General features: G+C 68.7%; 14 protein-coding genes and 1 tRNA gene. 5 read left to right on the plus strand and 10 right to left on the minus strand.

The window, feature by feature from the left end:
• Nucleotides 1-82 precede the first annotated feature (82 nt).
• Nucleotides 83-940, minus strand: coding sequence for a hypothetical protein (locus tag ABTX78_RS21215; protein WP_352208326.1), 858 nt, complete (start codon nucleotides 938-940; stop codon nucleotides 83-85).
• Between the two features lie 248 nt (nucleotides 941-1,188).
• Between ABTX78_RS21215 and ABTX78_RS21220 the strand changes: the two genes are divergently transcribed.
• Complete coding sequence (locus tag ABTX78_RS21220; RefSeq protein WP_352208327.1) at nucleotides 1,189-1,980, plus strand: VOC family protein; 792 nt, start codon at nucleotides 1,189-1,191, stop codon at nucleotides 1,978-1,980.
• Nucleotides 1,981-2,077: 97 nt separating this feature from the next.
• Entirely contained in the window at nucleotides 2,078-2,323 is a 246-nt protein-coding gene (locus ABTX78_RS21225; RefSeq protein ID WP_352208328.1) for a WhiB family transcriptional regulator, read from the plus strand.
• 7 nt (nucleotides 2,324-2,330) lie between these two features.
• Here ABTX78_RS21225 and ABTX78_RS21230 read toward each other — a convergent pair whose 3' ends face one another.
• From ABTX78_RS21230 to ABTX78_RS21245, 4 genes are all read right to left on the minus strand, one after another.
• On the minus strand, nucleotides 2,331-2,936 hold the full coding sequence (locus tag ABTX78_RS21230; RefSeq protein WP_352208329.1) for a hypothetical protein: 606 nt from the start codon (nucleotides 2,934-2,936) through the stop codon (nucleotides 2,331-2,333).
• Nucleotides 2,933-3,547, minus strand: a complete 615-nt coding sequence (locus tag ABTX78_RS21235) for a hypothetical protein (protein WP_352208330.1) — start codon at nucleotides 3,545-3,547, stop codon at nucleotides 2,933-2,935. The genes ABTX78_RS21230 and ABTX78_RS21235 overlap by 4 nt, the downstream gene beginning before the upstream one ends.
• A gap of 90 nt (nucleotides 3,548-3,637) precedes the next feature.
• Nucleotides 3,638-4,882: a putative T7SS-secreted protein gene (locus tag ABTX78_RS21240; RefSeq protein ID WP_352208331.1), complete on the minus strand. Its 1,245-nt coding sequence runs from the start codon at nucleotides 4,880-4,882 to the stop codon at nucleotides 3,638-3,640.
• Nucleotides 4,866-5,177, minus strand: a complete 312-nt coding sequence (locus ABTX78_RS21245; RefSeq protein WP_352208332.1) for a DUF6317 family protein — start codon at nucleotides 5,175-5,177, stop codon at nucleotides 4,866-4,868. The genes ABTX78_RS21240 and ABTX78_RS21245 overlap by 17 nt, the downstream gene beginning before the upstream one ends.
• 513 nt (nucleotides 5,178-5,690) lie before the next feature.
• Between ABTX78_RS21245 and ABTX78_RS21250 the strand changes: the two genes are divergently transcribed.
• Complete coding sequence (locus ABTX78_RS21250) at nucleotides 5,691-7,001, plus strand: DUF1996 domain-containing protein (protein ID WP_352208408.1); 1,311 nt, start codon at nucleotides 5,691-5,693, stop codon at nucleotides 6,999-7,001.
• Between the two features lie 252 nt (nucleotides 7,002-7,253).
• Here the strand turns inward: ABTX78_RS21250 and ABTX78_RS21255 are convergent, their stop codons facing one another.
• Nucleotides 7,254-8,228, minus strand: coding sequence for an acyl-ACP desaturase (locus ABTX78_RS21255; protein ID WP_352208333.1), 975 nt, complete (start codon nucleotides 8,226-8,228; stop codon nucleotides 7,254-7,256).
• A gap of 117 nt (nucleotides 8,229-8,345) precedes the next feature.
• Entirely contained in the window at nucleotides 8,346-9,122 is a 777-nt protein-coding gene (gene ddaH, locus ABTX78_RS21260; RefSeq protein WP_352208334.1) for a dimethylargininase, read from the minus strand.
• Between the two features lie 224 nt (nucleotides 9,123-9,346).
• Here ddaH and ABTX78_RS21265 point away from each other — a divergent pair.
• Nucleotides 9,347-9,416, plus strand: a tRNA-Asp gene (locus ABTX78_RS21265).
• Nucleotides 9,417-9,782: 366 nt separating this feature from the next.
• Nucleotides 9,783-10,826: a non-homologous end joining protein Ku gene (gene ku / locus ABTX78_RS21270; RefSeq protein WP_352208409.1), complete on the plus strand. Its 1,044-nt coding sequence runs from the start codon at nucleotides 9,783-9,785 to the stop codon at nucleotides 10,824-10,826.
• Nucleotides 10,827-10,903: 77 nt separating this feature from the next.
• Here the strand turns inward: ku and ABTX78_RS21275 are convergent, their stop codons facing one another.
• The 3 genes from ABTX78_RS21275 to ABTX78_RS21285 all read right to left on the minus strand — a co-directional run bounded on the left by ABTX78_RS21275 (nucleotide 10,904) and on the right by ABTX78_RS21285 (nucleotide 12,272).
• Nucleotides 10,904-11,098: a DUF6381 family protein gene (locus tag ABTX78_RS21275; RefSeq protein WP_313942953.1), complete on the minus strand. Its 195-nt coding sequence runs from the start codon at nucleotides 11,096-11,098 to the stop codon at nucleotides 10,904-10,906.
• A gap of 116 nt (nucleotides 11,099-11,214) precedes the next feature.
• Nucleotides 11,215-11,547 carry a hypothetical protein gene (locus ABTX78_RS21280; RefSeq protein WP_352208335.1) on the minus strand — a complete coding sequence of 111 codons (333 nt, stop codon included), beginning with the start codon at nucleotides 11,545-11,547 and terminating at the stop codon, nucleotides 11,215-11,217.
• Between the two features lie 146 nt (nucleotides 11,548-11,693).
• Nucleotides 11,694-12,272 (minus strand): Dps family protein, encoded by a 579-nt coding sequence (locus tag ABTX78_RS21285; protein WP_352208336.1) that lies wholly within the window; start codon nucleotides 12,270-12,272, stop codon nucleotides 11,694-11,696.
• Nucleotides 12,273-12,480 lie beyond the last annotated feature (208 nt).

Here is a 12,480-nt window from a genome sequence, read left to right on the forward strand (position 1 = left end):
GCGCCGGGCCGGGGCGTTGACGGACGCGGCGCAGCGGCCGAGGTGCGGGACGCGGCTCAGTGGCCGAGGTCCGGGACGCGGCTCAGTGACTGAGGTCGAGGACGCACCACTCGGTGTACGGCTCCGACTGCACGTACAGCCGCGGACCCCGGTTCACGAGCCGCCGCCGGCCGAGCTGGGCGCCGTCGGGCAGGACGAGCGTTCCGTACGCCACCGGCTCGGCGGCGGCCTCGGTGAGCAGGCACATCACCAGGCGGGAGTGGTCGTACCCGTGGCCGCCGAGCAGGGCGAGACGGTCACCGTGGACGGCGAGACCGTGCGTGCCCTTCACCGGACCCGTGCGTATGGTGACCGGCTGCCCGTCCCGGATCTCCAGCAGACCGGCGCGGGTGCCGGCCCAGGCCGCGTGGGCTCCCACGTTCAGGCTGAGGCCGTCCGCCGCACCGGCCGCCGCGTCCAGTGGCACGAACTCGCCGAGCACTCCTCCCGTGAGCGACAGTCGCCGCACGGCGGGTCCCTGGACGGTCCACAGCGCGCCCGACGCGTCGGTCAGCACATGGTCGGCATCGCCACCGGGGTCGAGGGTCCAGGACGCCCGGCCCCATGCGTCGTAGATCTGGATCCGGGCGGTGTCCGCGACGATGAACCCGCCGTCCGGCAGCGCGTCCAGCCGCGGGTTCCGGGCGGTCACGGCGCTCAGCTCGGTGGCACAGGCGCTGCCGCCGTCCACGGTGACGACGAGCGCGTCGTACGGAATGCGGTTCCCGTGATCGGCCGAGGCGCTGTCCGCATGGTTGACCGGGACGCCGTCCGGCACCTCGGGACGCCCGGCGAGCAGCCAGTGTGCCCGCCCGGCGGCGTCGACCGTGCTGTGCAGCACGTGCAGCCGCGCATGGGCACGAGGGAGACGGGCGTAGGGAGTGAGAGCAGTCGCTACCACGGTGGTGCTCCTCGGCAGGGCTGAACGGACGGTCCGCGGGTCTCGGGGAAGGTCCGGCGGCGCACCGGCCGAGAGCGGCAGTGCGGGTCGTCTACCGGGCATGGGCCTTTCTGCTCGTCATGGCCGGAATCCTGCACGAGGCCGTGACCTCGGCACAAGGGAGTTCACCTGCGCTTCGGGTGCGGAGGCCAGGGATCGGTAGCAGACTCGGGCGAGAGGACAACGGGACCCTACGAAGGAGCGCATCCATGCTCAGCACCCGTTTCGTCACAGGCTCCCCGAACTGGCTCGATCTCGGCACACCGGACATCGAGGCGGCGACCGCGTTCTACGGCGGGCTGTTCGGATGGACCTTCCAGTCGGCGGGTCCCGAGGCCGGCGGTTACGGAATGTTCCAGCTGGACGGCAAGACAGCGGCCGGCGGCATGCAGGTCCCCTCGGAACAGAGCCCGCCCTCCTGGACGGTCTATTTCCGGACGCCCGACGCGGACGCCACCGCGCAGGCGGTGCGGCAGAACGGAGGCTCGGTGAAGTACGAGCCGATGGACGTCTTCGACCTCGGCCGCATGGTGATCCTCACCGACCCTTCGGGTGTCGGATTCGCCGCCTGGCAGCCGGGCCGGAACAAGGGCCTGGACGTGGTGAACGACCCCGGCTCCCTGTGCTGGCTCGAACTCAACACCACCGCCCCGGACGCGGCCCTCGCGTTCTACGACAAGGTCTTCGGCTGGGAGACCACGACCATGCCGTTCCCCGACGGCAGCGGCATGTACACCATGATCAACCCGGCGGGCGAGGGGGCGGATGCGATGTTCGGCGGCCTGGTCCCGGTACCGGACAACGCCCCGGAGACGGAGGGCCCGTACTGGCTCCCGTACTTCGAGGTCGAGGACTGCGACGCGGCGGTGGCGAAGGCGGAACAACTGGGCGGCCGGGTCACCATGCCGGTGGTCGAGGCGGAGGGAGTGGGCCGCTTCGCGAGCCTGGCGGACCCGGCGGGCGCGAGGTTCGCGGTGATGCAGGCGGCGGCGCAGGAGTAGCCGCGGCGGGGTGGCCGTGGTCGGGCACACGGTTGCCCCCGGGGCCTGTTGATGCGTCGTTGATCCGGTGTTTATCGGCACGGGAGAGCGTGTCCGCATGCCGATCAACACCATCACCGATGACGAACTCTCCTGGCAGGAGACAGCACTCTGCGCGCAGACGGGCCCGGACTTCTTCTTCCCGGCCCCGGGCTCGTCGACGCGAGAGGCGAAACAGCTGTGCAGGGCGTGCGAGGGGCGGGTGGCGTGTCTGGAGTACGCGCTGGCGCATGACGAGAAGTTCGGGGTGTGGGGTGGGCTGTCGGAGAAGGAGCGTCACCGGTTGAAGCAGAGCCGGGGGTAGTGGCGCTTCACGTGGTGTGAACTTTGCCGCCTGTGATGAGCCCGGCCCGCTCGGCGAGGGCATCGTCCTCGGGACTGCCGTCGGGGGTGGGGCCGACGAGAGACTCGGGAACGACGCGGACGGGGAAGTGCCCGCCGACGGGGGAGACGACACCGCCGAAGCGGGGGTCGCCGGCGAACCAGATGGTGTCGGGCTGGGGGTTCTGCTTCTGTGAGAGATGGCCGGAGTACTGACTGATTCGCAGGATCGGGGCGTAGCCCTCGTGAAACTTGATCACGATGGCTTTCGGGCTCTCCAACGAACGACGCGGGTAGGAACACGGGTACTGACGCCACGGGTAGGCACCGAGAATCCTGGCGACCCGTCTCGTGCGTCTGAGCGCCAGGGCGGCGACGAACACGCATGGCGGGTAGACGATCACATTGATCACGAGGAACCCGATCAACTTGGACGGTGACTGCGCAGTGGCCATCCAGGCGGAGGCCAGCCCAAGCGTCAGAACCCCGACCATCCACAATCGGCGCTTCAGGACGAGACGCCGATAGGCCTCAGCGCTCGGTGGGTGATCCAGAGCTACCTGGGTGCGGGGCAGCAGTTCACGTTCCGGTTTCACGAAAACAGCTCCAAAATGCGGGACGGTCGATGCTCGCGTCCGGTGGGTTGTGTCACTTCGGGCGGTTCGACGAAGCTCATGGTCATTGCAATGGCTTCCAGGATCGAGGTGTAAGCCTCTGCGTGGTGCGTTGCGGCACTCGTGAGGTCGGCCACCGCGATGTGCTCACCCGTCGGACATGGCACGGTGAGCCGCCCTTGGAAGACATCGCCTGGTGGCGCCGTGATATCCCGCTGAACCAGCAACTCCGGCTCGGGGGCAGTTAGCGTGCCTGCCACCAGAGCTGCTTTCAGGCCACTCGGTAACTCCAGGAACCGACCCGAGACCGTGGCCCAGCCTGGGGATTCCGCAAACGCGACCGCGCACTGCGCAGCAGCGATCGATGCCGGCCGTGCAGTGACTCCGGTCATCGACAGAGTGAAGAACGAGATATTGGCCGCGCCATCGTTCTCAGGGTGGACCCCGAGGGAGGCGTACAGACATTCCGTGTCGCGAATAGCGGTGAGGAGGTCTGCCACGACGTTTGTGTCCTGAAGTGCGCGGTCGAGCTCGGGTGAGTCACCCAAGGCGGGTGTCAGGAGGGTCGACGCGACCTGCTTCAGTTCGTCCACGTCGATGTCGTCAAGTGAATAGAACCCCGGTGGCAGTCGGAACCACATGGGAGGTAGGGGTGTTGGCATCGCATCGCCTCAAGGTCGTGTCTAGCGGGTGAGTGATGCCCACGCTTGGGCAGCCTTTGCCGCGGAACTCGGGCCGTCGTCAACAATCGCTCGTGTTCCATCGACGGCAGTTGCCCCCTCGGCAAGGGTCTCGTTGTCGCCCCACGGTCCGTAGTGGCTGGCCGCTGTGGCAGCACCTGCTGAAGGCAGGCCGTACTTGACCGACGTCTGCACCGACTCCGGGGTTCTCTGCAAAGCCCAGGTGGTGAGCGGGTTTTCCACCTGACGCATCTCGTCCATGGCCGACCAGGCTCCGCTGCCGAAGCCCCGGGAACCGGCCTGTGCGACGGCCAACGAACTGGAATCGACAACGGCACTGGCGGCGTGAGCAGCTGCCGAAGCGGACTTGGCTCCGTGGGCGATCGACGCCACGCCGGGCACTGATCCCAGGGCGTCACCCGTCAGAGTGACCGCGCTGTCCCAGAAGTCGGCGTCGTACTGTCCCTTGGTGAAGCCGTCCTTCAACGACGTGCGGACCTTCGGGTCGGCGACGTGAAGAGTGAGCGCGCCGATGCTTGCGGCAGTAGCCACGAGCAGCAATGCCAGACCTACTGGACCGCAGAAGGGCCCGATCACCAGAGCGAAGAAGCCGGCAACAGCCGATACATCGGACAGGACGTCACCCAGATCCTCGTCCACCCACTTCAGGAACCGGTCCATCACCCCCGGCTCCTTCGGCGCAAGCTTCACCGTCGCCTCGTTCAACCCCTTCGCGATCCGCCCCGCCTCCGCCCCATGCGCCTCCTCCAGCTCCCGCGCCAGCTTCCGTACCGACGCAAGCGCCTCCCGCGCCTTCGTCACCGACTCCGCCGCCGCCCGCAGTTCCGGTTCCGGCGTCGACGCGGCCGCCCGCAGCAGGTCGTGGTGCGCCTCCGCCTTTGTGATCGCCGCTGTGTCCAGCTTCGCCTGGGTGTCGTAACGGCGGGCCGTCGCCTGGTAGCTCACCAGGTCGTCGTGCCAGCGGCCCAGCTGTTTCGCCGCCTTCGAGACCGACCGGTGGGCGTTCTTCAAGTACTTCGGCAGTTCACCGTCGATCGCGGCCCGGAACGCGTCCGCCGCCTCGCCGTGCCAGAACGAGCTCTGGCCGAGCAGCTCGGTGACCAGGCGGTACGCCGTACCCAGTGCCTCCGCCGAGGAGTTGAGTTTCGTCTGGAGCGTGGAGACCGCCGACGGGTTCCCCGGTACCGGGTTCCAGCCCAGGTGCGGGTAGTCAGGCGCGGGGGTCACCGACGTACACCGCCTTGAAGGCCGCCGCGATCGCCCGGTTCACCTGGACGTAGCCCTGGTGGCTGAGCCGCACACCGTCGTTGACGGACCTGATCCGCCCGTTCAGCTGCTCCGCGCCGTACTTCCAGCGCCGCTGGAACCCGTCGCACGCCTCGTCGAGTTCCTTGGTGCCCAACTGGTCCGCCCGTACATGCTCCAGTGCCCCTCGCGCCTCGGCGAGTGACGTCAGCGAGCGGTCCAGGGCACGGGAGAACCGGCCCAACTGGTCGGTGTCCACTTGAAGATCACGATCCATGGCCGACCACCTTGGCAGATCATCGCCCGAATCGGATAAACCGTGTCACTCCGACAGGTGGTGCGACACGGAGCACGGGCGGCGCGCAGGCGGCGTGCCTGAATCGGCCGTGCGCGCCGGTGCGCCCCCTGCAGCCCCACGACGCGAACACCCCTGTTGCCCCTCCCTCTGTTGACCGCTCGAACACGAACCCCCGCGGCGGCCTCACCGGCCATGACAGCCCCACGGCGACGACTCTCAAACCTCGGGCTGGTGACGATTCTGAAAAAATGTTCGGGATCTCTTGAGTTGAATCTCCGCCGTCTCCGTATCTGACGGCGTTGCGCTCCGATTTCCGCTCGGGCGCGGGTGAGGGCACGGACCGATTCGGCCGAGTGGCAGCCGGTCCCCGGCGTATGAGCACCAGAAAGGGACGGACTTGTGAGGAACAGACAGAGACACAAGCGGTCCAGATGGATCGGCGTCACGGTCGCCGGTGTGGCAGCACTCGCCGTGGGCGCCGGGGCTGTGCTGATGACCAACAACAGCGCGTCGGCGTCGCGGGAGTCCGCGAGCCGGCAGGCAGCCGCGCAGGCGACGATGACGCTCGACTGTCCCGATGTCTCTGCCCGTCTGACGGACGTGCCGCAGCAGGCGCGACCCGCCGTGGACACCGAGCTCGCCAAGCTGGACACCCAGGTCGCTGACGCCTACGGGCAGCTCGCCACCGGCGCGAAGACGGACACCGAGTGGGTGCGCACCAGCGTGCTGGACCCGCTGTCCACCGAGCGGCGTCAGTCGCTCGACCGCATCGGCGCCGAGATCGCCAAGGTCTCCCAGCGGCCCGCCGGCCTGGACTCGCTGGCGGCGTGCACGGTACGCAAGGAAGACGCGGCCCCGGCCGTCGCGGCCGCGAACGGCACGGCGGCCCCGAGCGCTCCCGCGGCGGGCGGCCAGGCGCAGAACGCCCCCAGCCGTGCGGACTTCGTGGACATCCGCAAGGTGCGGCCCAACGTCGTCAAGCCGCGTCAGAAGGCCAACGCCTCCAAGGGCACCTTCACCTCGCGCTGCGGGCGCAACGAGAACAAGCACTTCAACCCCGACAACGTCATCGTGGCACCGGGTGTGAGCAACGGCGCCCACCACATGCACGACTACGTCGGCAACCTCGAGACCGACGCGTTCTCGACCAACGACGACCTCGCCGCGGCCGGGACTACCTGCACCAACGGCGACCGCTCCACCCACTACTGGCCCGTCCTGCGCCTGCGGAACGGCAAGAACGAGGCCGACGCGAACCTGCCGGGCGGAGGCCAGGACGGCAATGTCGGCCGCATCCTCCAACCCGCATCCGTGCAGCTGACCTTCCGCGGCAGCCCGGTCGGCAAGGTCGCCGAGATGCCCATCTTCCTGCGCATCATCACCGGTGACGCCAAGGCCTTCGTCAACGGAACGGCCAACGCCAACGCCTCCTGGAGCTGCACCGGCTTCGAGAACCGGCAGCTGAAGGACAAGTACCCGCTGTGCCCCAGGGGCAGCAACGTCGTGCGGACGTTCAACTTCCAGAGCTGCTGGGACGGCGCGAACATCGACAGCGCCAACCACCGCACCCATGTGGCCTTCGCCCAGGCCAACGGCGCGTGCCCGCAGGGCTTCCGGGCAATTCCGCAGCTCGTGCAGAGGATCACCTACAAGGTGGCGCCCGGATCCGTCTTCGCGGTCGACAGCTTCCCCGAGCAACTGCACAAGCCGGTCACGGACCACGGCGACTTCATCAACGTGATGTCCACGTCGCTGATGAAGAAGGCGGTGAGCTGCATCAACGGCGGCCGCAGGTGCGGCTGAGCAACTGAAGCGTGGTGCCGCGGCGACTCGGGGAGGGCCCGCCGCGGCACCGCTGTTCGTACGGCCGGAGGCACGGCCACGCCCGGACACCCCGGGCCAGGTGCGCCCGCGCCTTGCGCAAGCCGCGCCGCCGTCCGGTTCGCCGATGTGGGGGACGCCGTACTCGGATGCGTCACCGCTCACGCATGCGGCCCGGCCGGGCCGCACGCCACAGGTTCGTGGGCGCGGCCCCGCCGGCGTCGAACAACGGAGTCAGCCCGCGGCGCGCGCCGCCATGCGTGCCTTGCGGGCCGCGAGCTTCTCGTCGAACTTCGACGCCTCGGCGTCCAGCCCGCCCATGTACAGCCCGAGCTCCTCCTGCGCCTTGAGACCCTCCGGGCCCAGCCCGTCGATCTCCAGCACCTTCAGGAAGCGCAGCACCGGCTGCAACACGTCGTCGTGGTGGATGCGCATGTTGTAGATCTCGCCGATCGCCATCTGCGCGGCGGCACGCTCGAAGCCGGGCATGCCATGACCGGGCATCCGGAAGTCGACGACCACGTCGCGCACGGACTGCATGGTGAGGTCCGGGGCGATCTCGAAGGCCGCCCCCAGCAGATTCCGGTAGAAGACCATGTGCAGGTTCTCGTCGGTCGCGATCCGGGCCAGCATGCGGTCGCAGACGGGGTCACCCGACTGGTGGCCGGTGTTGCGGTGGGAGACGCGGGTGGCGAGCTCCTGGAAGGCGACGTACGCCACGGAGTGCAGCATGGAGTGCCGGTTGTCGGACTCGAAGCCCTCCGACATGTGGGCCATGCGGAACTGCTCGAGCTTGTCGGGATCCACGGCGCGGGAGGTGAGCAGGTAGTCGCGCATCACGATGCCGTGCCGGCCTTCTTCCGCGGTCCAGCGGTGCACCCAGGTGCCCCAGGCTCCGTCGCGGCCGAAGAGGCTGGCGATCTCGTGGTGGTAGCTGGGCAGGTTGTCCTCGGTCAGGAGATTGACCACGAGAGCCGTCTTCCCGATGTCGGTGACCTTCGACTGGCTCGGCTCCCAGGCCTCGCCGTCCTCGAAGAGACCGGGAAAGTTCCGGCCGTCACCGAAGGGGACGTACTCGTGCGGCATCCAGTCCTTGGCAACCTTGAGATGGCGGTTGAGTTCCTGCTCCACCACCTCTTCCAGCGCGTACAGCAGCCGGGCGTCGGTCCACGCGTCCGAGCTGCCGAGTTGGGGAGAGGTGATTGACACGGGTGCTCCAGGGGGGACGGGAGAGTTACTTACGTATTCGTAGGTTACGAAACCGTAGGTTAAGGCGCTGTAAGCCGTTGGGCCAAGCCCGCTCCCGGAATGTCCGGTTACATTTGGTTATGCATGCAGGTCGCGGAGACGTACCGAGAGGCAGGTCACGCAGCCTTCGAGCTTTTCGAACTCGCTGATTTCGACCGGGACCGGCTCGTAGCCGAGATCCGCGAACAATTCGGCCGACTTCGGGGCGCTCGCCGCCATCAGCAGCCTGCCGCCGCCGAGCAGCACGACGTGCGCCCCGGACTCCTCCGGGACGGGGAGATGACGGGGGAAGACGGACGGGGTCTCGACCAGCGGCGGGTAGCCGATGACCGTGGCGTCGGGCAGGGCCGTCACGGCCGACTTCAGGTGCAGCACCTTGCTGATCGGCACGGCGACAACTCGCGCCCCCAGCGGCTCGAAGACCTGCCGCAGCTGCGCCACCCCGGCCGCGTTCGTCCGGCCGCCGCAGCCGACGTAGATCGTGTCCCCGACCTTGAGCACATCGCCGCCCTCCAGGGTGCCGGGCTCCCACACCCAGTTCACCGAGCAGCCGAGCCGCGCCAGCGACTCCTCGACAGCGGCCGTCTCTGGCCTGCGCGACTCGGCGCCGGGGCGGGCGATCAGGGCGACATTGCGGAAGACGACGACGGTGTCCTCGACGAACACGCCGTCCGGACAGTCGTCGGCGGGCTCGGTCTCGACGGTCTCCCAGCCGTGCTCGCGCAACGTCTCGGCGTAGGTCTGCCACTGTTCGAGCGCCAGCGCGGCGTCGACGGGCGTGCGCTCGATGTGGGTGACCAGCCCCTCCGCGAGACGCGGGCTGGGGCGGCGGATCAGGGCTTTCCTGCTGGGCACGGGCGAATCTCCCGGGAGGCTCGAGGCTGGTGGCGCCCATCATGACCCGTGGTGCGGGGGCCATGGAATCCCTGGTTGCAGGCTTGTGAGCGGTGGGGAGGGGACCGGTGGGCGCCGAATCCGGCCCGTCCGGCTTCCCGTCCGGTGCCGTCCGGGTCTCTTGTCGGCACCGTCAAAAGGAGTTGGGGCCGAGTGGGAACGGGGCCCACGCTTCTGGGCACCTGGAGTTCGTAGCTGCGGTCCAGCCCCCGGTTGTCGACCGGGACGTCGCGGGTTCGAGTCCCGCCGTACACCCATCCCGGACCCCCGGCGGCGTATCCGGCCGGGCGGCCGCAGGGTGTGCCGGCCCCGGTTCGCCCGCGACTGAGGCAGAGGCGTCTGCGCAACGCCCTTCGCTGACTCCGAACTCGTCGCCCCAGCGGGGCCGTACGGCAGTCTTCGCGAGTCTTCGCAGGTGGGGGCCACACCGCGCAGCAGCCGACTGCGCGCCGCGCGGGCGTGTCGATCCCGCTACTCCGCTCGCCCGCGTCCGGCGCGCGCCCTCGGCGCGGGAGTGCCAGCGTGGTCGCAGAAGCCGCCACGCCGGACGCCCTGGTGCGGCAGGCGGGCAGGCGGGCAAGCAAGCAGGCATGCCGGCGGGACAGGAACGGAGTGACGGTCATGGCACGCGCGATCTGGACCGGTGTCATCACCTTCGGGCTGGTCAGCGTGCCCGTCGGACTCTTCACCGCGATCGAGGACCACACGGTCCACTTCCACCAGCTCCAGCGCGGCACCGCCGACCGCATTCGCAACAAGCGGGTCAACGAACGGACCGGCAAGGAGGTGGCGGCCGAGGACATCGTCAAGGGGTACGAGCTCACCGAGGGCGAGTACATCGTCGTGGAGCCCGACGAACTGGACCAGATCGCGCCCGGCCGCTCCCAGACCATCGACATCAGCGACTTCGTCGACCTGGCCGACATCGAGCCGGTGTACTTCGACCGCACGTACTACGTCGCCCCGCGCGGCAAGGAGTACGCCAAGGTGTACGGGCTTTTGCAGACAGCGCTGGCGCAGTCCGACAAGGCCGGGATCGCCACCTTCGTGATGCGCAACAAGCAGTATCTGACCGCGCTGCGCGCGGAGGACAAGATCCTGGTGCTCCAGACCCTTCACTGGGCCGACGAGGTCCGCGACCCGGGCAAGGAACTGCCCGACCTGCCCTCCGACCGTACGGGCAAGGGCAAGGAGCTGGAGATGGCGACCCAGCTGATCGGCACCCTCAGCAGCCCGTGGGATCCCACCCGGTATGCCGACACCTACCAGGAGAAGGTACGCGAGCTGGTGCAGGCGAAGGCCGACGACCAGGAGATCGATCTCGCCGAGGAGGCGCCCGAGGCCACCAACGTCGTCGATCTGATGTCGGTCCTGCAGGGCAGCATCGACCAGGCGGGCGGCGCTCGGGGCAAGAAGGGGTCCTCCGCATCACGACGGAAGACCTCCACCGGCCGCGAGGGGGCGCGCAGACCGGCCGCGAAGAAGAGCGCCGGCAAGCAGGATCGTGCACAGGCAGGCGGGGGAAAGGGGGAGCTGCGGGAGCTGAGCAAGGGGGAGTTGTACCAGCGGGCCACCGAGTGGGGAATCGCCGGCCGCTCCAAGATGACCCGGGAGCAACTGGTCGACGCCCTCGCCCAGGCGGGGCGCCGGAAGGGCGCCGCCTGAGCACGGTCATGCTGCCCCGTGCTCAGTGCCTGGGCGAACGGCCGCAGGGACGACCTGGACGCGCTACGACGCCCCTGCTACAGCGGGTTCATGCCCATCTCGTCGGGGCCCTTGCCGCCCGTGCGCTTGCTCTCTTCCGTCAGACGGTCGGCCTTCTCCATGAGGCGCTTGCGCTCCTCAGGGTCGGTGGCCCGCTCGGCGGCGTCCTTCAGCTCCTGGGCCTTCGCGCGCATCTGCTGGGCGGGGCCGCCGGATTCACTCGCACTCGACATGATCACTCCAGGGACTCGGGGGAGCGGACCACCTCAGCGAAGCAGCAGCCGAACCCGATCGCATCCCGAAGCTTCACGCATCGTGACGACGCCTGCGCCCCCCGGGCCTCGACGGTCTAGACGGCTGTCGTGAAGGCCGTGTCCTCGGCGGCGCCGGTGCGGGCCTGCACGATCAGGCCGTCATTGCCGTTCATTTCGAGCATGCGGCGCACCGCGACGCTCGCGGCGCGAACCGTCATCGGCACGCCCAGGTCGCGTTGCGCTCGCAGGACGGCACTGAGGGCGGCACTGCTCTCCGCCGCGTCATCGAGGACGACCAGGAGGGATTCCGGCCGGTGTGAGCGGACGAGCATGCTGATGTCCTGGGCGAGCTGTGCTCGCCGTGCGATGCCCGGGTCCTCGTGCAGCGTGATGACCAGACGGGTACCCGTGAGGGCGTGGGACCACATGGAGACCCTCCGATTCGTGCACTGAAGATGTGTGTGCAGTGAATCTGCCCCGTCTTGCTTTGCAATATGCCGGACGTCTTCTGCTTGCGTTTCTTTCGGCCTAAGGCAGGCTGGCCAACGTTTCCCGGGAACGGGGTCTTCCGCTTTCAGGGCTGGGTACGGGCCTGCTCGGCGGCCTGGCCGGCGGCGGCGGCCTCGGTGGTGGCGCCGCGGGTGCTGAGTCGGCCGCCGCTGGACTCGAGGTGGGCGCGGACGAACCACTGGAAGAGTTCGAGGCCGCGCAGCTGCTCGATCAGCATGTCCTGGGTGACCGGGTCAGTTGTCTCGGTGGCCCGCATGGCCTCGCGGTGGTCCTCGATGACCGACGTGTAGACGAGGTCGAGGGCGCCGAGGTGCTCGATGGCCTCCGCCCGGCCGATCGAGTAGTCGTTCCACGTCCGTGCGTCGACCAGCGCACCGGGCGTGCCGTCGGGCTCGCCGCCGAGGGTGGAAATGCGCTCGGCCAGGTCGTCGGTCATCGCACGGACCTGCTCCACCTGGGGGTCGATCATTTCGTGCACGGCGATGAAGTGCGGACCGACGACGTTCCAGTGGATGTGCTTCAGCGTGAGGGCGAGATCGTTGAGCGAGTGCAGGCGCATCTGCAGCATCGAAATGATCTGGCTGCTGTCCTGCGTGGTCATTCCCGGCACGGTGTACGAGATGTCCGAAGGCTGTGGCGACACGGTGGTACTCCTCGCATGATCTGGGGCACTGCGGAGGTATTCAGGCAATCAGCTCCGATCGGATGCAGCGAGGCGACCGCACACCACCCGGTGCCGCCGTTCACCGCGGCGGAGCACGGGTGATCGCACCCCGGCGCCATCGACGGCCCGTCGGCCGGTCATGCGGTCGGTGGCGAGGTCCGAGGAGTCGGACTCGTCTGTTCGGAGG

This window comes from Streptomyces sp. NPDC096193 (genome assembly GCF_040302905.1).
GTDB lineage: Bacteria > Actinomycetota > Actinomycetes > Streptomycetales > Streptomycetaceae > Streptomyces.

Excerpts from the sequence above, each read along its gene's own strand:
- ABTX78_RS21225 (WP_352208328.1), top strand. The coding sequence starts at position 2,078 with ATGCCGATCAACACCATCACCGATGACGAACTCTCCTGGCAGGAGACA.
- ABTX78_RS21250 (WP_352208408.1), top strand. The coding sequence starts at position 5,691 with ATGACCAACAACAGCGCGTCGGCGTCGCGGGAGTCCGCGAGCCGGCAG.
- ABTX78_RS21220 (WP_352208327.1), top strand. The coding sequence starts at position 1,189 with ATGCTCAGCACCCGTTTCGTCACAGGCTCCCCGAACTGGCTCGATCTC.
- ABTX78_RS21275 (WP_313942953.1), bottom strand. The coding sequence starts at position 11,098 with ATGTCGAGTGCGAGTGAATCCGGCGGCCCCGCCCAGCAGATGCGCGCG.
- ku (WP_352208409.1), top strand. The coding sequence starts at position 9,783 with ATGGCACGCGCGATCTGGACCGGTGTCATCACCTTCGGGCTGGTCAGC.
- ABTX78_RS21245 (WP_352208332.1), bottom strand. The coding sequence starts at position 5,177 with ATGGATCGTGATCTTCAAGTGGACACCGACCAGTTGGGCCGGTTCTCC.
- ABTX78_RS21280 (WP_352208335.1), bottom strand. The coding sequence starts at position 11,547 with ATGTGGTCCCACGCCCTCACGGGTACCCGTCTGGTCATCACGCTGCAC.